Below are 18,313 nucleotides of genomic sequence, written 5' to 3' on the forward strand. Positions count from 1 at the left end.
CCCACAAGCTCCACAGGCTCACCAACAAAATTACAGAAAGAATGATGCACTAACCCAATCCACACTCCGAGTGTTCAACTAACGCTGGAACTTGGGTGTTCAATTAACGCTGGTACTTCACCTATAAATCATGACGGGGTTCCTCGCGAGCGTCGCCTCGGTGCACGAGGCCCGGGTGGTCCTGGACGCAGGGGCCGATGTCGTGGACCTCAAAGCCCCCACCCAAGGGGTCTTGGGGGCGTTGTCCGTCGCGATCCTCCGTGAGACGGTCGGGTTCGTGGCGGGCCGGAGGACCGTGAGTGCCGCGACGGGCGATCTGCCCCCGGACCCGGCGATCGTCCGGGATGCGGTGCGAGTCGTCCGAGCGGCGGGCGTGGATATCGTGAAAGTCGGGCTTTTCGGCCCGGCGCGGCGTAGAGAGGTGTTGCGCGCCCTCGGTGAGGAGGCCCGCGCCGGGACGACGATAGTCGTCGTGTTGTTCGCCGATCGGGAGGCGGACCTCACCCGCGATCTCGCCGAGATCGCCCGGCAAGGGCTCCATGGCGTCATGCTGGATACCTGCGACAAGGCCGGTCGGGGATTGCGCGCTTGTCGGCGCGACGGGGCGCTTGGCCGTTTCGTGGAGGTCGCGCGGGGGCTCGGGCTCCTAACGGGGCTGGCCGGATCGCTCGGCGCGGCCGACATCGGTCCGCTCTTGGCGCTCACGCCCGACTATCTCGGGTTTCGCGGCGCACTGTGCGGAGACCGCGGGCGGGAAGGCGCGATCGATACGGGCGCCGTGCTCGACATCCGTACCCGGATCCCGGTGCATAGGTCTACAATGACAGCCGGGCGTAACAACGTTGTGGAGGCCTACCATGAGCTGGCGGGTTAGAAAACACGAGGAGACCTATGGCGAGGACGAGATCAAGCAGCGGCTCGCGGAAGAGCTGCCGCACTGGTACTACGAGGACGGCTGGATCCGGCGCAAATACAAGACCTCGGGTTGGAAGGGCACCCTGATGGTGGTCAACGCCGTCGGCCATCTCGCGGAGGCCGCGTTCCATCACCCGGACCTCACGGTGTCCTATGCCTTCGTTATCGTGAAGCTCGTGAACCACGCGGCCAAGGGGGTTACCAACAAGGACTTCCAGCTTGCCAGGAAGATCGAGGAGGTGATCCAATGGCAGCCGGCCAAAGAAGCCGAGAGCGCGCTCGAAGGCACCCCGGACGACCCGCGCTTCAAGTACATCAAGTACGATTCGTGAGGCCGATCCGAGGCGGGGTCTTGGGCGTTGTGGTCTGAGTTCTGCTGGGTCGTCGCCCGGGGCCGCCCGCAGGGGTTCGCGGCCCCGAGTCTTCGCATGTCAATCCTCCACGAAAGGAACGATCCATCCATGAACGATGCAACCCAGGTCACAGCGCTCAAGAGCACCAACACCGTGTGGCACGATGCCACCATCACCCGTCTGGTCCGCGAGGAGCGCAACGGGCACCGGGGGGCGATCCTCTGGTTCACCGGGCTGTCGGGGTCGGGGAAATCGACCCTCGCCCATGCCGTCGAAGAGCGGCTCTTCGCCATGGGCTGCAACACCTATGTATGCGATGGCGACAACCTCCGCCATGGGCTGTGCGGCGACCTCGGGTTCTCCCCGGAGGACCGGGTGGAAAACATCCGCCGCATCGGAGAGGTCGTCAAGCTCTTCATGGACGCGGGGGTGATCGGTCTCACGGCCTTCATCTCCCCCTACCGGGCGGACCGCGACCGGGCGCGCAACCTGGTCGTGGCAGGGGATTTCATCGAGATCTACTGCCGCTGCCCGGTCGAGGTCTGCGAATCGCGCGACGTCAAGGGCCTCTACCGCCGCGCGCGGGCCGGGGAGATCAAAGAGTTTACCGGGATATCGGCGCCCTACGAGGAGCCAGAGGCGGCGGAGATCGTCGTCGATACCGGTGTCGAGTCTCTCGACACGTCTGTCAGGAAGATCGTCGATTATCTCGTCGCCAAGGCTGCCGTCTCGGCTCCGGTCAAGTCCGTCTGCGGCTGAAGGGGCTTGGGCGAGATCCGCAACCAGGCCGCCCGGTGGCGATGGCGGCGCTCCCGTTTTTTGTTGCGCCTGCTGAAGGCGGGTGTGGCGCGGGTCGTGCTCGCGGTCTGGCTCATGGCCCCGGGCATAGGCGTCGAGGCCAACGACTTTCCGACCCTCGATCGCGTCGACCAGGTGCTGACCTGCATGCGAGGGCATGGTGGCCAGACACTCGACAACCTCTATGCGTGTTCTTGCGCCATCGATGTCGTCGCGGCGGCGCTGTCCTATGACGACTTCGTGGAAGCGACGACCTTCAAGAGCTTCAAATCGATGCCCGGGGAGCGGGGAGGACTGTTTCGCGAGTCCGCGCACGGCCGGAAGCTGGTCCAGCGTCTGGAGGAGGCCGAAGAGCGCGCGGCGCGATCCTGCTTCGTGGGCGTGGCGCGACGATCAAAGCGCTCCCCGGTTGCCCCACCGCCGGCAGTCCCACCCCCTGTAGTCAAGTAGAACAGGGTTCCGCCGTGCCGGCATCGGCCGCTCTCTTGCCGAGCGGTTGAGATCCGTGCTAATTTTCCGCAAAGACAGCCCTGCCGGTCGGCGCAGTCTCATCGGGGTGCACACGGGGCGGTCGCGACCCTGCAGTACCGGGCGCGGCGCCCCGGGTCGGCCTGCCACACTGTTTCTACCTCCCGGCATCTTCGCGATCTCGGGGTGCGGGGTCAGAACGATTGAGAGATCGAGGCTAAACCTATCGCGAGGAGGAGGTCATGAGAAGAACCCTACTGAAACCCTTGGCGTTGGCGGTGGTGGCGGCCGCGATACCGGCGTCGGCCCTGGCCAACGAAGGGCTGCTGGAGCTCCAGGAAGACGATGAATACTGGGTCATGCCGAACGGCGATTTCGCCAATACCCGGTATTCGAAGCTCGACCAGATCAACGCCGGAAACGCCCCCAAGCTGCAGGCCGCCTGGACGTTTTCGACCGGTGTCCTGAGAGGCCATGAGGGCGGTCCCCTGGTGCTGCCTGGCAGCGCCACGGGGCTCGAGCACGACACCCTGTACGTCAACGCGCCCTTTCCCAACAATACCTTCGCCATCAACCTGGACACCCTGGAGGTGGTCTGGGAGTACGTTCCGATCCAGAACCAGGACGAGACCGTGCCGGTCATGTGCTGTGATACGGTGAATCGTGGGGTGGCGTTCGGCGATGGGAAGATCTTCCTCCAACAGGCCGACACGGAGCTGGTGGCGCTAGACGCCAAGACCGGCAAGAAGGTCTGGTCGGTCAAGAACGGAAACCCCAAGAAGGGCGAGACCAACACCAATGCCCCGCACGTCATCAAGGACAAGGTGTTCACGGGCATCAGCGGCGGCGAGTTCGGGGTGCGCGGTTTCCTAGCCGCCTATAACATCAAGGACGGCAAGCTCGCGTGGAAGGCCTACAGCGTCGGTCCCGACGCCGAGATGCTGATCGACCCGCAAAAGACCACCGAGCTCGGCAAGCCGGTCGGCAAGGACTCGAGCCTCAAGACCTGGCAGGGCGAGCAATGGAAGATCGGCGGCGGTACGACCTGGGGTTGGTTTTCCTATGATCCCGATCTGAACCTCGTGTACTACGGGTCGGGGAACCCGAGCACCTGGAACCCGGTCGTGCGTCCCGGCGACAACAAGTGGTCGATGGCCATCTTTGCGCGTGATGTCGACACCGGGATGGCCAAGTGGGTCTATCAGATGACGCCCCACGACGAGTGGGACTACGACGGCGTCAACGAGATGATCCTGGCCGACATCGAGGTCAAGGGCAAAGACGTCAAGGCCCTCGTACACTTCGACCGCAACGGCTTCGGTTACACCATGAACCGCGAGACGGGCGAGCTCCTGGTCGCCGAGAAGTTCGATCCGTCGGTCAACTGGGCCACGCACGTGGACATGAAGACCGGCCGTCCCCAGACGGTGGCAAAGTACAGCACCCACAAGGGCGGCGAGGACGTCAACACCAAGAACGTCTGTCCCGCGGCGCTCGGCACCAAGGACCAGCAACCGGCCGCCTATTCCCCGCGCACCGGTTTGTTCTACATCCCCACCAACCACTTGTGCATGGACTACGAGCCGGTGAGCGGCGGTGAGTACACCGCGGGCCAGCCGTATGTGAACGCGGTGCTGAACATGTATGCGGCGGGCAAGGTCACGGGCGACGGCACCAGCAACCTGGGTAATTTCGTCGCCTGGGATGCGGGTGAGGGCAAGATCAAGTGGTCGGTGCCGGAGCGGTTCTCGGTATGGAGCGGGGCGGTGGCGACCGCCGGTGATGTGGTGTTCTACGGGACCCTCGACGGCTACATCAAGTGTATCGATGCCAAGTCCGGCAAGCTCCTGTGGAAGTTCAAGACCCCGTCCGGGATCATCGGCAACCTCAATACCTGGATGCACAAGGACAAGCAGTATGTCGGTGTCTTGTCCGGGGTGGGCGGCTGGGCCGGCATCGGGATGGCGGCCGGTCTCATCGAGGACACCGAGGGGCTGGGTGCCGTGGGGGCTTACAAGGGCCTGAGCTCGTATACCCGCCTGGGCGGTGTGCTGAGCGCGTTCAGCCTGCCGTAGGCGGCACCTGAGCGCGTCATTGCGGAAAAAACGACAGGGCCCGGCACCGGTCTGAACGGTGCCGGGCTTTGGTCGTCTGCCAAGGGAAGGTGAACGGGACCCGCCCGGTGCAACGCTACGGGTCGGGGCCTTTGGTGAGCGGCGTGTGATCCTAGGGCTCACGCGCGGCCCGATTGCAGCGGTTAAGTGGTGGACAGGATCAACAACATGCCGAACATAGACAAGAGTGGGGTGGCATTGGCGGCTGTGCTCGGCCTCTTGGGTGGCTGCGGCGGGGGCGGGCAATCGGAGGAAGAGATCCGAAACGCGATAAATCAAGTCGATGCCATGATCGCCAAGCAGCAAAAGGCCACCAGTGGCTATAAAAATGAAGACGAGCTTGCCAAGCTCAAGTCCGAGCTCGAACGGCAACTCGGCGAGATCACCGCCGCCAAGAACGAGTAAAGACGACCGGAGCGCTTGGCGAGCGCCGCGCGCGCTACTCGCGCGTCCTGGCGGGGGGCGGTTCCTCGAAATGAATGGCGCGGCGCCGCGGCAGGTGCTCGACGGCGGCGCTCTGCGTTTCTGCGGGCCGGCGCTCCCCTGAAAAGTTTAATTGATTTTTTTCGGCCGATCCCTCGCCGCCGATGACCCGCGGGATCGCCGAGAGTTCGAGTGCACTCGGCGCAAACAGCGCTTCGTGTCCCGGTTGCCCTTCCTCCTGGTTGACGGACATCTCGCCCGCGTCTGCCTGTGCTCCCTCGTTCGGGCCGGAAGGGCTCGCGAAGCGATCGTTCAAGGACTGGACATAGCGGTCCGCGTCGGCCTGGACACGGGCAATGTAGCCCTTGGTGCGCCGCCCCCAGCCGATGGGCGCGCTGCGCAGGAGGCCATGCCTCAAGCGTGTGTTCTTGCGAAACCCCTTGACCAGTGCCTCGCGCAACTCGGGGGCGACGGCTTCCCGCGTGAGCGTGCGCAGGACGGAGCGGGCGGCCAGACGCCGTACGACGACATGCGGATACAGGAGCAGCAGGACGCCCACGCCCACCAGCGCCCAGAGGACGGGAGCCGGCCAGGGCAGGGCCGCAGCGAGGCCTTGCCATCCCCCCGCCGCCATGACCGCGAAGACCGATGCGCCGACGATCGAGCCGTAGATGAGCCCATCGATCCAGAGGACGCGGCGTTTCCATCGCTGCCGCGCGGCGCGCAGGCGGGGCACCAATTCGCTTTCGATGGCCTTGGCGCTCGTTTCCAGGACGCCGATGATCCGGTAGGCCCGATCGACCTCGATCTGCTGCATGCGTTCCAGGACCTCGGCCATATCGACCGCGCGCTTGGCCTCGAAACGGCGGCGGAGGTTCGGGTCATCGATCGGATTGGCCGCCTCCAGGTTGTAGATCCGATAGAAGCGCCCCGCGGTGAGCCCGGCGCTCGCCAGGGCGCGCTGCCAGGCCGCGAACACCTCTTCGGGGTTGTCCTCGCGGGCGGTCACGTCGATTTGATTCAGGATGAACAGGAACTTGCTCGAATCGGGGCGCTTGACCGTGTCCGCGACGAGGTGCTGCAAGGTGTCTTTCATCGCCCCCGGCTCGGGGTGGCGGGCGTCGAAGAACACCAGCACGAGATCCGAGAGATCGATGATGTGATCGGTGATCCGAAGGGTCGAGGTGCGCTGCAGATCGGCATCGAAACCCGGCGAGTCGATGAGGATCTTGCCTCGCAGGGCCACGCTCGGGCAGGTCTTGAGCTGCAGGTAGGCATCGACCCGACGGCCCTCGCCGCTGGCCACCGATTCGATGTCGCGGCTGATATTGTAAAACGGAAACCGCGGATCGGCATCTAGCGCGATTCCCGGCAACGACCGGTGAATGGCGTCGGTGCTGTAGCAGATGACGGTGAACTTGTCATCGACCGCCTGATTTCCGGTGAGCTGTAGCTTGTACTTGAGAACGTCGTTGATAAAGGTGGACTTTCCGGAGGAGAAGGTGCCGAGCACCGCGATCAGGGGCCACCACGGGACACGCGTGGCGTAGGACTCGTCCGGGTCGAGCACACCGAGGCGATAGCCGACGCGGTCCAGCCTCCGGAAGCTCCGCACTACGTCGAGCAAGACCGGGTTCTCGTGTGCTAGGTGGTTCTCCAAGCGCAGCAGCCGCTGCGCCAGGCCGCTTTGGACACTACCAGCCATTTGTCTGCTTCCGATAGGATAGGTCCGTCGAGCCGCGACCGGCGGCGTTGTACCGGGCGGAGCGGGACCGACGGCATAGGGTCGTTCCCAAGTAGATTGAAGATTGCGGCCGGCCGTGCCAGCCGCGGCGTCGACCGTCAGATGTTGCGGTGGGCCTCGTTGGTCAGGAGTTTTTGAATCATATCATGCCCTCCCCGTCGATGGCAGGTCCCCCGAGCGGGCGGGTCTCCGTCCGGAAACCCGCCGTGCGTGGCCCGGGCGCCCCCGGCACGGGCGATCGGGGTGGCCAGGTGCCTGTCTTGATGCAGAGCGAATGGCGGCTGTCCTTTCACGAGCTCCTCCAGGGCGAGGAGGATGGCGCGATCCTCGGGCTCGCGAGCCACCTCGCTCGCGATCGCCTGGAACAGGCGGCGCGATTCGCACAGACCGAGGCGCTCTTCGAGTCCCCTCCGGCGCTCACCGGTCCTTTCTTCGGCTATTTCGATCCGCTGCGCGAGCGGACGGAGGTGGGGTCTATCGACGCACCGGGGTTCCGGTATCTGATCAGACAGTATGCGCCGGTCGCCCTGACCTACGGGTCCTGGGTCGCCCCTCTGGCCGGGACTGCCACCGTCCATCGGCGGCCCTTCGCCCTGTTGTTTCGCTACCATGCCGGTGGCGGTGCCCGGCGGGTACGGGAGGGCTATCGCAGGTTGCTGGCCGGGCAGGGGATCGGGTTGCCGGAGATCATGGATGAGGCCTTTATACGCGATGGCTCTCTGCTCGATGCGGCCTTCCTGCCGGCGGTTCTCTCGCTCTGCATCGCACGATCTCCGCAGGGCCTGTTTCCCGAGCTCATCGGAATGCTCCTGGGCCAGGCCCTTGGGCTCTTGCCCTTCCGGGCGTTGATGGCCGGGAGGTGCCCGTCGGCGATCCGGGGCGACACATCCCTCGGGCCGCTTCTAGGTCCCCACGACGCCGGCTTGGACCCGATCTCGACGATGGTCGAAGACCACCTCGAGACCGCCCGGGAGGCTCTGGGTCGGCAGGGGGTTGGGCATGCGTGGCATCGCATCCGGAACGGGCTCCTGGCCCAATTCCTGGCCGAGCGCGGGCTTTGTCGATCCGCCGTCGAGGCATGGGAAGCGCGCCGGCGTTCGGACCGTCATGCCGCTGTCCTGGCGATCTTGAAAGCCAAGCGGCCTTACGCCCTCGGCCAGCACCGTGATAAGACCCTGGGCGACCGGCGGATCGAGGACTGGCTGGCGCCGGGAGCGGACCTCGGAGGGCTCCTGGATGCCCTTGCCGCGTCCGACCTCGTAGACCCGGCGGCGCCTCTGCAGAGCCGTTTTCTCGCATCGCTTTCGCCCGGTGGCGCCATGTACCGGGTCTTTCGCGACGACGAGATCGCTACCCTGGTGGAGTGGATAGGGGGATTGGGCGAGTCGAAGTCCTCGATCCGCGAACGGCCGGTGTCGGTAGCCGCGGAGCCGTCGGGCGGCTTCCACGACACGCGGGTTGCCAATAAAATCAAAATGTTTGCCGGGAAGGGCACCGAAAGCAAAGACGCCAGGGTTCTCTTCCATCGACTGCTCAATCCGGAGCAGTACCCCGAGGAATTGCCGGCCGCACGGTCGCTGATCCAGCGTTTCCTGAGAAATACCGCCACGGCCTTGCGCGGCCCCACGCGCGGCGAGGACCTCTGGTTCTTCCCGTACAGCCCGGGTGCCTTGGAAGCGCGCATCGATGCGATTCACCATCGCGCGGTCGCCGCCTACCGGCCGTTCGTCCCGCCGCCGCGCCTCGACCGCGAGGAATACCGATGGCTTCTGACCCGGCTCGCGCCGCTGGTGCTCGTGGACGGCTGCTGGCTGCAGAAGGCCGCCTGGCTCGATGGCCGCCACGCGCCCGTGGCCGCTCGCCTCCTCGCGATCTATACGGACGAGATCGGCGGCGGCGATCCCGATCAAAACCACGCGAATATCTTTCGCCGCCTCCTGGAAGGCGAGGGGATCCGGCTACCGGAGCTGACGTCCGCGGCGTTCATCGCCTGGCCGGGGTTTTCGGCCGCGGTCTTCGATTTGCCCGCCTACCTCCTCGCCATCTCCCGGTTCCCCCGTACCTTCCTACCGGAGATCCTGGGCCTCAATCTCGCCATTGAGCTGAGTGGGCTCGGGGCCTTCTATATGAGCGTGGTGGACGAGATGCGCTATCTGGGCCTCGACCCCGCCATCGTGACCGTGCATCTGGCGAGCGACAACCTGGCGAGCGGGCACGCGGCCCTCGCCCGAGAGGCCGTCATGATCTATCTGGACGGGGTGGGTTCCGATTTCGGGCATGAAGAGCTCGACCGGCACTGGCGCCGGGTGTCCCTGGGCTATGCCTCGCTTCGAATCGTCCCGCGCCGGGCCTTTGCCGTGTTGTTGATGAGGGCCGTACCGCGGTTTGGCCTGGCTCGCCTGAAGAAGGCTCTGCTCGGATGGCGGGGCGCCGTGCGGGCCTGAGCGCGCGATGGCAAGCGCGCTGGCCATGATGAGGACGGTGGGCTAGCCATCCGACGGATGGTCGGAGCGAGCCGGTGATAGGGCTCTTACAGCGCGTAACCGAGGGGCGCGTCCAGGCCGGGGACGCGACCATCGCCGAGATCGGAATCGGGCTGCTCGTGCTGGTAGCCATCGAGCGCGGGGACACCGAGGTCCAAGCCGAACGCTTGCTGGAACGCCTGCTCGGCTATCGGGTCTTTCCGGATGTCGAGGGGAAGATGAACCGGAGCCTCCAGGACATCGGCGGCGGGCTCTTGCTGGTGCCCCAGTTCACGCTCGCGGCGGATACGCGGAAGGGCATGCGCCCGAGCCTCACCCCGGCCGCTGATCCGGGTGCGGGCGAACGGCTGTTCGCCTATCTCGGCGAGCGCGCCCGGGCGCGCCATCCGATCGTCGCTCTCGGCCGTTTCGGGGCCCGTATGCAAGTCAGGCTCACCAATGACGGGCCGCTCACATTCTGGCTGCGGGCCGGGCCCAGGGGCGCGCCGGCCGATCCGTAGCCCGAGCCATGAAATCGCGATCGTTCCGCGGAGATCATCGCAAGGGCGTTCGACAGCCCCGTCATGGCGAGCGATCGGGCTGGACAGGATTGGGATGGCGCCCTATATTTCCGCCCATCCAAAAAACAATCGGCAGCCGTATCCACCATGAGATACACGAAAACGCGTCGACGCAAGGGGGGCACCGGCCTGGGCTGGTGGCAGCCCTGGATGCAGATGTGGGAGATCGCCGTGGCCGCGCCAGAGGTCGTGGCCCATCGCACCGCGCGCATGGCCAAGTCGGGTCCCAGCCGGTCGAGCGCCGACCGCAGGGAGTTCACGCGCATGACCCAGGAGAAATTCGAGGCCTTCGGTGAATCGGCCAGCGCCATGGCCGCGGAGATCGTCCGAGCCAATCTGGCGCTGTGGCCGTCGGTCCTGCGCGCGGGTGGGACGTTCCCGTCCGCGTGGATGCCCACCGCGCGAGCGGGTAGTCGCCGCTTCGCTTCGAAATCGGCGTCGGCAGCGGGGGCCGTGCCGCGCATCGTATCGAGCGCCGCCTTGCGCGTGCTCGCCAAGGGTCTCGCGCCGGTACGCCGCCGGACCACGGCCAACGCCAAGCGGCTGCGGCGGACCCCGCGCTGAAACCGTCTGCACGGGAAGGGCCCGCACCCGCACGGGTCGGGTCGCGCCAACATCCCGTTTAGACTTCCGTCCCTCGTTTCGATCTCGCCGACCACTCGCATCGCATCCCATGCGACAAGTCGTGCTCGATGCCGAGACCACCGGGCTCGAGCCCCACGCGGGCCACCGCATCATCGAGCTCGGTTGCGTCGAGATCGTGAACCGGCGCGTGAGCGATCGGCGCTTCCACCGCTACCTGCATCCCGATCGGGACATCGACGAAGGGGCCGTCCAGGTGCACGGGATCACCCTGGCGGACCTCGAAGCGAGCCCGCGTTTCGCAGAGATCGCCGCGGAATTCCTTCAATTCGTGCGCGGCGCCGAGGTCATCATCCACAATGCGGCCTTCGACCTGGGCTTCCTCGACCATGAGCTCATGCTCGCGGGTCCCGAGTGGGGTCGCTTCGGGGACCATTGTAAGGTCGTGGATACGCTGGCCCTGGCGCGCGAGAAACACCCCGGCCAGAAGAACAGCCTGGACGCCCTGTGCAAGCGCTATCAGGTGGACAACGCCGCCCGCGCACTGCACGGGGCCCTGCTCGACGCCGAGATCCTGGCGGATGTCTATCTGGCGATGACCGGGGGGCAGGCGACCCTCCTCCTCGAAGACGAGTCGCAGCCATCACCGGGGGCGGGCGTCTCACGGCGCGCCGCGCGGCGCGTATCGCTCCGGGTCATCATCCCGAGTCCTTCGGAATCGGCAGAGCACCAGCGGCTCCTGGACCTCCTCGACAAAGAGAGCGGTGGCCGCTGCGTGTGGAGGCGGTCGGGGCCGGCCCCCGACGCCCCCCAAGACGCCCGCGGCGCCTCAGGGTAAGATCGCGCGGCCCGCGCCGCGGGCACTCGGGGCTGGGCATAGCGGCATAGAAGGAACGCCGTGTACGGCAAAACCGCTCGTACGGTTCGGAGGGCGGGCAGACGCGAGTCTTCCCGTCCCCTATCGACAACCGACCTAGCTAACTAAGCTGCCGGGGCCGTGGGCAAGGCCGGATGCCGTACGAAACGTGCGAAACCATGATGGCGATCCCGGTCGGCTTTCAGCGTTTGGTTAGCCGGCCTCCCTGCTCCGCGGACAGACCAGCCAATAACTTCATGAGGGTGGGGGGGTCGACCGGCTTGACCATGTGCTGATTGAAACCGGCCTCTTCAGTGCGGCGGCGGTCTTCCTCCTGGCCCCAGCCGGTCAGGGCGATGAGGAACATCCCCTGGCCCCACGGCTGTTGGCGGATGCGCCAGCAGGCGTCGTAGCCGTTCAGCTTCGGCATGCCGATGTCGAGCAGCACGACATCGGGGCGCAACGTCTCGGCCGCTTCGACGGCTTGCTCGCCATCGTAGGCCGTGCCGACCTCGTACCCCTTGATCTTCAAGAGCATCGCCAGGCTGTCGGCGCTGTCCTGGTTGTCGTCCACGATCAAGATGCGGCACTTGGTGGCGGGCTTTGGCTCGCCGTCCTCCTTCGGTGGAGCGGCGGCGGGGAGTAGCGTCGCCACGGCGACCGGCAGACGGACGACAAACTCGCTCCCCCGGTCCGCGCCCTCGCTCCGGGCCTCGATGTTGCCGCCGTGCAGCTCGACCAGCCCCTTGACGAGCGACAAACCGATGCCGAGCCCCCCCGGCGACCGCAGTGACGCTCGTGGCGACTGCGCGAAAATATCGAAGAGGCGCGGCAACATCTCGGCGCTGATGCCGATGCCATTGTCCTTGACGGAGACGATCACGTCGCTCCCCTGCCGCTCGGCACTCAGCCGGATGCGGCCGCCTTCCTCGGTGTACTTGGCGGCGTTGTTGAGGAGGTTAGCGAGCACCTGGGCGAGCCGCAGCGGGTCGGCCTCTAGGTGGATCGGCTCGGGCGGCAAGGTAACGGTGAGTTCGTGACTGCCGGCCTCAATGATCGGACGGCTGGTTTCCAGGGCGGCCTCCACCACCGTGACCAGCTCGACCCACTCCTTGCGGAGCTCCAGCCGCTTGCGGGAGATGCGCGAGACATCAAGCAGGTCCTCGAGCAGCCGGGCCATGACCTGCACCTGACGGTCGATGACCTCCCGGCCCCATCGCAGCTCCGGGTCGGGCGGGCCTTTGACCTTGAGGATTTGCACGGCGTTGCGGATCGGCGCCAACGGGTTGCGCAGCTCGTGGGCCAGGGTGGCCAGGAACTCGTCCTTGCGGCGGTCGGCCTCTTTCAGAGCCGCCTCCATCTCCTTGCGCGAGGTGATATCGCGGGCAATTGTCGATGCGCCAACGATGCGCCCTCCGCAGTCTCTGACCGGAGAAATCGTGAGGGAAATCGGAACCAGAGAACGATCTTTGCGGATGCGGATCGTATCGAAATGATCCACGCGCTCGCCCCGCTTGAGGCGATTCAGAATCTCAGGCTCTTCGTCGCGCCGCTCCGCGGGAATCAGCATGGTGATGGACTGCCCGATCGTTTCCTGAGCCGAGTAGCCGAACAGCCGCTCCGCGCTTTCGTTCCAACTGGTGATGATGCCGTTGAGGTCTTTGCTGATGATCGCGTCCTCGGAGGAATCGACAATGGCAGACAGCAACGCAGCAGCTTGCTCCCCCTGCTTACGTTCGGTGATGTCGAGCAGCATGTTAATGGCCCCGACGACCCGGCCTTCGGCATCGCGCAGCGGCGTCGGGTAGGGCATGAACCAGACGCGCGTGCCGTCGGGACGCTCGGCGATGGTTTCCGCGCCCCGGCCGGCGCGGCCTTCCTTGAGGGCGAGGGCCACAGCGCATTCATCGTGCGGCAGCGGCGTGCCGTCGGGACGATACAGTTTCCAGGTCACGCACCAAGAATCGGCGCCCAGCTCCGGCACGCGGCCGGAAAATTCGACCGCTGCCAGATTGAAATGCGTGAGCCGGCCCTGGGCGTCGGTGGTGTAGATTGCCACAGGGAGCGCATCAATCATCTCGCGGAAGCGACGCTCGCTCTCACGCAGCGCCGCCTGGGTGCGCTGGAGCGCCTGGTAGTGCCGTTGTTCCGTCAGGTCGGTGACCATCAGGCACAAGCCGAGGGCGCCTTCCTGCAAAGCGCTGACGCCGAGGTATACCGGCACCGGCGTGCCGTCAGCCTGCCGCAGTACGACCTCTCCCTGGACCTCGGCGGCCTGGCCGTCGCGCAGCAGGGCTTCGATGACCGGCCTTCCGTCGGGGGCGACGAAGCCGCCGATCGGCTTGCCGAGCAGGGAGTGGAGCGGCCGTCTGAGGAGCTCGGCGAAGCGGCGGTTACAGTAGATGATCGCGCCGTCGATGGTGAGCGTCGCCGCGCCGTGGGGCACCTGCTCGACCAGCAGCCGATAGGGCTTGTCGGTCGTCTCGAGGGTGTAGACCTGCTCGCGCCCGGCCTCGACGAGGACGGCGTCAACCTCTCCGGCCCGTAGCGCGCGGAGGGCGTCTTCGGCTTCTTCCAGCCGGCGGCGCAAGTCCTCGTTCTCGCGCAGCAGTTGGCCGATGCTCAGGGTGGTCAAGGCCGTGCCTTCTCGAGTCTCGTTGGTGGTTCCGCGGACGCCCCATTAGGCTTGGCGAGGCGTAGCTGCAGCCCCACGAAGGTGCGCTCCACGTTGGACAGATCGCCAACCACCTTGCGGAGCGGCGCGGGCAGCTTGCGGACCAGGGTGGGGATGGCGACGATCTGGTCGCCCTTGGCAAGCTGCGGGTGGACCAGCAGGTCTACCACTTCGATCTTGTACTTGCCGCGCAGGTGCTCCTCGCACAGCCTGGTAAGGTTCTCGAAGGCGGCGACGGACTTCGCCGTCTTCCCCGCGACATAGAGGCGCAGCTCCCACACGTCCGGGTCCGCTTCCGCGGTGGCGGCCAGGTTCGCCGGGGTCTTTGGCTTGTTCGGGTCACGCTTCATTTGCGTCTTCCCTGAGGGGTCGTTCTACGAGAGCGGTTGCCAGGGGTCTCGGCCGGCTCGTCCGCCTTGCGACTGCGGGCCATCTCCTCTCGGTTCTGTCCCGCGCGGTCGGCGGCGGCCTGTTCCTTGGCGATGAGCCGCTTCAGCTCGTACCTGCTCCGCCTTGAACTGGCCGCGCTGGGCGACAATCTGGGCCTCCAGGGCCTGGCGCTTGCGCTCCAGGTCGCGCTGGCGGCGCTCGATCTCCTGCTTACGGGTCAAGGTGGCGGCCTGCTCGCGCGCCTCCTGGGCCACGCGCATGGACCCGGTGAGCACGCCTTCCGGCCCGACGTACACGTCCTTCAGCTCGGCCCCGTGGTCGGTCAGGAGGTACTCGCGGATCTGGTTGGAGTGGGCCATGCCGCGCGACTTCAGGACGTACATGCCACGGTTGCGCTCCCCCCCAGCCCGATGTCGCGCACCAAAAGCCAGGTGTGAATTAGGGATGAGATGCCAGTCTGGCTCTGTTCCAAGTGGTCGCCGCCGTGGGTCCAGGCTGGTGAACAGGGCGGTGATCTGCCGGGCCTTGAGGTAGTCGATCACCCGCATCAGCATCGACTCGGCCTCGACGGACGTGCCGGCGTTGAGGAACGTGGTGATCGGGTCCACGATCACCACGCGGGGATGGAGCTCGTTGGCCAGCCTGTGGAGTGTGGCCAGGTGCATTTCCAGCCCGTAGGCGGTGGGGCGGGTGGCGTGGAAGCGCAAGATGCCCTGCTTCAGCCAGGGCGCCAGGTCCAGGCCGATGGACCGCATGTTACGGACCAGTTGGCCTTCCGACTCCTCGAAGGCCAAGTACAGGCAGCGCTCGCCGCGGCGGCAGGTGGCGTCGGCGAAGTGGGCGGGCAGGCTGGTCTTGCCGGTACCCGCCGTTCCGGTGATCAGCACACTGCTGCCGCGGTAGACCCCCGCGCCGCCGAGCATGTCGTCGAGCCGGGGGACGCCGGTGGAGATCCGTTCGTCGGACGCCTCTTGCCGCAGGCCCATCGAGGTGACGGGCAGGACGGAGATGCCGTTTCCGTCGATCAGGAAGGGGTACTCGTTGGTGCCGTGGGTGGTGCCGCGGTACTTGACGATGCGCAGCCGGCGGGTCGAGAGCTGCTCGGTGACCCTGTGGTCCAGCACGATGACGCAGTCGGAGACGTACTCCTCCAGGCCCTGGCGGGTGAGCGTGCCGTCGTCGCCGCGCTCGCCGGTGATGAGCGCCGTGACGCCCTTGTCCTTGAGCCAGCGGAACAGCCGGCGCAATTCGGAGCGCAGGACGGCGGCGTTGGACAGGCCGCCGAAGAGCGTCTCGATGGTGTCGAGCACGATGCGTTTGGCGCCGATCGAGTCGATGGCATGGCCCAGGCGGATGAAGAGACCTTCGAGGTCGTACTCGCCGGTCTCCTCGATCTCGCTGCGCTCGACGTGGACGTAATCCACCAGCAGTTTGTTCTGATCGGCCAGTTCTTCCAGGTCGAAGCCGAGGGAGCGGACGTTCTGGGCTAGCTCCTCGGCGGTCTCCTCAAAGGCCAGGAAGACGCCGGGCTCGCCGAGCTCGGTCGCGCCGTGGACGAGAAACTCCATCGCTAGGAGCGTCTTGCCGCAGCCGGCGCTACCGCAAACGAGGGTGGGGCGGCCGCGCGGCAGCCCGCCGCCAGTGATCTCGTCAAGTCCTTGGATGCCGGTCGCGGCCTTGGGGAGCGAACGGCTATTCGAGTTGCGGTTGATCGCCGCTTTGCTCATGACTTCTCCCGAGAGGCGCGCCGGACCGTGTGCTCCGCGCCGATTCCCGGCCGACCGTAAATCCGCCAACGCCGTAACGCCCCATCGAGCTCTGCGTGCAGTAGTCTACCGTTTCAAATTGGCGTCCTTTCAAATCGCTCGTTTCTGTCCGGCAGAATGCGAGCTCGGCAATAGTCTATACGAGCCAGCGGCCGTTGAATATGGTCCGCGGAGCACAGAGCGAGGGGATGCCGGCGCTCGGGTGCCGTGCCAGCTAACGCTCGCGGTGAGCTGGGCCAGATAGCTAGACCATGCTAACTACTTCGACGCTAAGCTGCTCTTTCACCTGATGCTCCGTAGACAGATAGCGATCAATAGCATCAAGAGTAGTGGCGTGAAAATAGCGCTCACCGCACTCAGTGCATACTTCCGCCTCTACGTTCTCAACGATGTAAAGGTGGCTCGCAGCCAATGCTGGCGTTTGACCTTCTTCTTGCCGGTGTCACCACCGCAAAACTCGCAAATCATAGATCCTCAGTTAAGGCATATACTGTGATATAATGACGTCGGTATCTTCGTTAAACCTACTTATCACGTGAATTAGCCGTCCGTCTCTAGCTGGGCCTTCTATGCGATATCTCGTGCCCCGTACATCCTCTGACAACCTCTTCTCAATCGGTCCTTTTAGAATAGCATTTTCGATATCTTCACGTGTCAACTCATCGTCAAGCATGTCCTCCACTGCATGGGATGAAAGGTAGTAAGTACGATCGATAATCTTCTTCCGGTTTCTCTGGATTCTTGCCATTAAGACCCCTGATCAGGCGATCCACGGCGTCGGTTGCAGCGCCTTATAGGGCCAAGGCCCCTGAGTAATCCCACCACGAAGATCCGGAGACAAGCGGCGATGGCCGCCAGCGGGTCTTGAGCGTACTGCACAAACGCTCAGGACCAGAGTATGCCGACGACGGCAGCCGTCAAGAGCGTTGCCAGGGTCCCGGACAGGATGGACTTAGGGCCGAGCGCGACGATCTCCACCCGTCGCTCCGGAACCATGGTGCCGAGACCCCCGATCAGGATCCCGAGGCTGCCGAAGTTTGTGAAACCACATAGCGCATAGGTCATGATCACCACGCTGCGCTCGCTCAACTCGCCCTTCGGCAGCCGCGCGAGGTCGAGGTAGGCGACCAGCTCGTTCAGCACCGTCTTGGTCCCCATGAGCGCGCCGGCGGCCTGGGCCTCGCCCCAGGGGATCCCGGCGAGCCACACCAGGGGGGCCATGAGCACCCCGAGTATGTGTCGCAACGTGACGGGCTCGCCGCCGAAGTGGGGCAAGAGGCCCAGGATAGTGTCTGCGAGGCTCACCAGCGCCACGAACACGATCAGAAGGGCGATGATGTTGATCAGGAGCGCAACGCCCGCGATGGTTCCGCTCGTAATGGCGTCCATGCTGGAGCGCGCCGTCTGTGTGGCGCCGAGCTCGCCGGCGATGGCGCACTCGATCGGCACTATGATCGCGGCGATGAGGAGGGCGCCCGGGGTGTTCATGAGCGAGGCCGTCAGGATGTGGCCCATGGCCTCGGGGAGCACTTCGCCGAGTATGCTCGCGTACAGGACCATGACCGTCCCGGCGATGGTCGCCATCCCGCAGCTCATGATCGAGAACAGCTCGCCGCGGCTCAAGGTGCCGAGGTAAGGCCGCACCAGGAGCGGCGCCTCCACCATGCCGACGAACACGTCCGCGGCCGCGGACAGCCCCACGGCGCCGCCGATCCCCAGGGTCTTCTCGAAGAGCCGCGAGAGCCCGCGCACGATGAACGGGAGGATGCGCCAGTAGAAGAGCAGCGAGGACAGCGCGCTGACCCACCAGGATGAGCGGCAGCGCGCGGAACGCGATCACGAAGCTCGCGCCCGGCACCGCCTCGGTGAACGGCAGGGGGCCACCGCCGAGGTAACCGAACACGAAGGCGGTGCCGGCCTCAGTGGCCCGTTCGAGCGCGTGCATCACCGCGTTGAGCCCCGCGACCCAGGCCCTGACCCAGGGCAACTTCAACAAGGCCGCCGCGGCCAGCGCGAACTGCAACGCGAGGCCCGCGAGCACGATGCGCCAGGGGAAGACGCGCCGGTTTTCGCTCACCGCCCAGGCCAGGCCGATGAAGACAGAGATCCCGAGCGCGCTCTGCAGGAAAAGGGGCACAGGGCTCGTCAGGTCATTGACGTGGCGGCCCGGCATGTTCCGGATGCGCG

Annotated in this window: 14 protein-coding genes and 1 pseudogene; 10 read left to right on the forward strand and 5 right to left on the reverse strand. The window is 65.7% G+C overall.

From position 1 onward, the window contains the following. Positions 1–130 precede the first annotated feature (130 nt). The 6 genes from M3461_04170 (at position 131) to M3461_04195 (ending at position 5,053) form a co-directional block, all read left to right on the forward strand. Positions 131–874, forward strand: a complete 744-nt coding sequence (locus M3461_04170) for a (5-formylfuran-3-yl)methyl phosphate synthase (GenBank protein ID MDQ3773613.1) — start codon at positions 131–133, stop codon at positions 872–874. Next, positions 858–1,247 carry a 4a-hydroxytetrahydrobiopterin dehydratase gene (locus M3461_04175; protein MDQ3773614.1) on the forward strand — a complete coding sequence of 130 codons (390 nt, stop codon included), beginning with the start codon at positions 858–860 and terminating at the stop codon, positions 1,245–1,247. The genes M3461_04170 and M3461_04175 overlap by 17 nt, the downstream gene beginning before the upstream one ends. 129 nt (positions 1,248–1,376) lie before the next feature. Next, on the forward strand, positions 1,377–2,027 hold the full coding sequence (cysC, locus tag M3461_04180; GenBank protein ID MDQ3773615.1) for an adenylyl-sulfate kinase: 651 nt from the start codon (positions 1,377–1,379) through the stop codon (positions 2,025–2,027). A 6-nt stretch (positions 2,028–2,033) separates the two neighbouring features. Further along, positions 2,034–2,516 carry a hypothetical protein gene (locus M3461_04185; GenBank protein ID MDQ3773616.1) on the forward strand — a complete coding sequence of 161 codons (483 nt, stop codon included), beginning with the start codon at positions 2,034–2,036 and terminating at the stop codon, positions 2,514–2,516. Between the two features lie 260 nt (positions 2,517–2,776). Next, complete coding sequence (locus M3461_04190) at positions 2,777–4,609, forward strand: methanol/ethanol family PQQ-dependent dehydrogenase (protein ID MDQ3773617.1); 1,833 nt, start codon at positions 2,777–2,779, stop codon at positions 4,607–4,609. Between the two features lie 207 nt (positions 4,610–4,816). Then, the gene (locus M3461_04195; protein MDQ3773618.1) at positions 4,817–5,053 is read left to right on the forward strand and encodes a hypothetical protein; all 237 of its coding nucleotides are present in this window, start codon (positions 4,817–4,819) and stop codon (positions 5,051–5,053) included. Positions 5,054–5,087: 34 nt separating this feature from the next. On the opposite strand, the gene M3461_04200 is transcribed toward M3461_04195, so the two are convergent. Further along, positions 5,088–6,776 (reverse strand): dynamin family protein, encoded by a 1,689-nt coding sequence (locus tag M3461_04200; protein ID MDQ3773619.1) that lies wholly within the window; start codon positions 6,774–6,776, stop codon positions 5,088–5,090. 245 nt (positions 6,777–7,021) lie between these two features. Between M3461_04200 and M3461_04205 the strand changes: the two genes are divergently transcribed. The 4 genes from M3461_04205 to dnaQ all read left to right on the forward strand — a co-directional run bounded on the left by M3461_04205 (position 7,022) and on the right by dnaQ (position 11,278). Next, positions 7,022–9,259, forward strand: a complete 2,238-nt coding sequence (locus M3461_04205) for an iron-containing redox enzyme family protein (protein MDQ3773620.1) — start codon at positions 7,022–7,024, stop codon at positions 9,257–9,259. A gap of 74 nt (positions 9,260–9,333) precedes the next feature. Further along, positions 9,334–9,798 (forward strand): D-aminoacyl-tRNA deacylase, encoded by a 465-nt coding sequence (dtd, locus tag M3461_04210; protein MDQ3773621.1) that lies wholly within the window; start codon positions 9,334–9,336, stop codon positions 9,796–9,798. Between the two features lie 147 nt (positions 9,799–9,945). Then, the gene (locus tag M3461_04215; protein ID MDQ3773622.1) at positions 9,946–10,422 is read left to right on the forward strand and encodes a hypothetical protein; all 477 of its coding nucleotides are present in this window, start codon (positions 9,946–9,948) and stop codon (positions 10,420–10,422) included. Between the two features lie 109 nt (positions 10,423–10,531). Continuing rightward, positions 10,532–11,278 carry a DNA polymerase III subunit epsilon gene (gene dnaQ, locus M3461_04220; protein ID MDQ3773623.1) on the forward strand — a complete coding sequence of 249 codons (747 nt, stop codon included), beginning with the start codon at positions 10,532–10,534 and terminating at the stop codon, positions 11,276–11,278. A 220-nt stretch (positions 11,279–11,498) separates the two neighbouring features. On the opposite strand, the gene M3461_04225 is transcribed toward dnaQ, so the two are convergent. From M3461_04225 to M3461_04240, 4 genes and pseudogenes are all read right to left on the reverse strand, one after another. Then, positions 11,499–13,931 (reverse strand): PAS domain S-box protein, encoded by a 2,433-nt coding sequence (locus M3461_04225; GenBank protein MDQ3773624.1) that lies wholly within the window; start codon positions 13,929–13,931, stop codon positions 11,499–11,501. Then, on the reverse strand, positions 13,928–14,320 hold the full coding sequence (locus M3461_04230) for a circadian clock KaiB family protein (GenBank protein ID MDQ3773625.1): 393 nt from the start codon (positions 14,318–14,320) through the stop codon (positions 13,928–13,930). Before M3461_04230 ends, M3461_04225 begins: the two co-directional genes overlap by 4 nt. A gap of 24 nt (positions 14,321–14,344) precedes the next feature. Then, positions 14,345–16,087 (reverse strand): circadian clock protein KaiC, encoded by a 1,743-nt coding sequence (gene kaiC / locus M3461_04235; protein ID MDQ3773626.1) that lies wholly within the window; start codon positions 16,085–16,087, stop codon positions 14,345–14,347. Between the two features lie 924 nt (positions 16,088–17,011). Continuing rightward, a pseudogene (locus M3461_04240) lies at positions 17,012–18,299 on the reverse strand (nucleoside:proton symporter). Between the last annotated feature and the right edge of the window lie 14 nt (positions 18,300–18,313).

This window comes from Pseudomonadota bacterium, from assembly GCA_030860485.1.
Lineage (GTDB): Bacteria > Pseudomonadota > Gammaproteobacteria > JACCXJ01 > JACCXJ01 > JACCXJ01.

Excerpts from the sequence above, each read along its gene's own strand:
- M3461_04170 (MDQ3773613.1), top strand. The coding sequence starts at position 131 with ATGACGGGGTTCCTCGCGAGCGTCGCCTCGGTGCACGAGGCCCGGGTG.
- M3461_04175 (MDQ3773614.1), top strand. The coding sequence starts at position 858 with ATGAGCTGGCGGGTTAGAAAACACGAGGAGACCTATGGCGAGGACGAG.
- cysC (MDQ3773615.1), top strand. The coding sequence starts at position 1,377 with ATGAACGATGCAACCCAGGTCACAGCGCTCAAGAGCACCAACACCGTG.
- M3461_04190 (MDQ3773617.1), top strand. The coding sequence starts at position 2,777 with ATGAGAAGAACCCTACTGAAACCCTTGGCGTTGGCGGTGGTGGCGGCC.
- M3461_04195 (MDQ3773618.1), top strand. The coding sequence starts at position 4,817 with ATGCCGAACATAGACAAGAGTGGGGTGGCATTGGCGGCTGTGCTCGGC.
- M3461_04200 (MDQ3773619.1), bottom strand. The coding sequence starts at position 6,776 with ATGGCTGGTAGTGTCCAAAGCGGCCTGGCGCAGCGGCTGCTGCGCTTG.
- M3461_04215 (MDQ3773622.1), top strand. The coding sequence starts at position 9,946 with ATGAGATACACGAAAACGCGTCGACGCAAGGGGGGCACCGGCCTGGGC.
- dnaQ (MDQ3773623.1), top strand. The coding sequence starts at position 10,532 with ATGCGACAAGTCGTGCTCGATGCCGAGACCACCGGGCTCGAGCCCCAC.
- M3461_04230 (MDQ3773625.1), bottom strand. The coding sequence starts at position 14,320 with ATGAAGCGTGACCCGAACAAGCCAAAGACCCCGGCGAACCTGGCCGCC.
- kaiC (MDQ3773626.1), bottom strand. The coding sequence starts at position 16,087 with ATGAGCAAAGCGGCGATCAACCGCAACTCGAATAGCCGTTCGCTCCCC.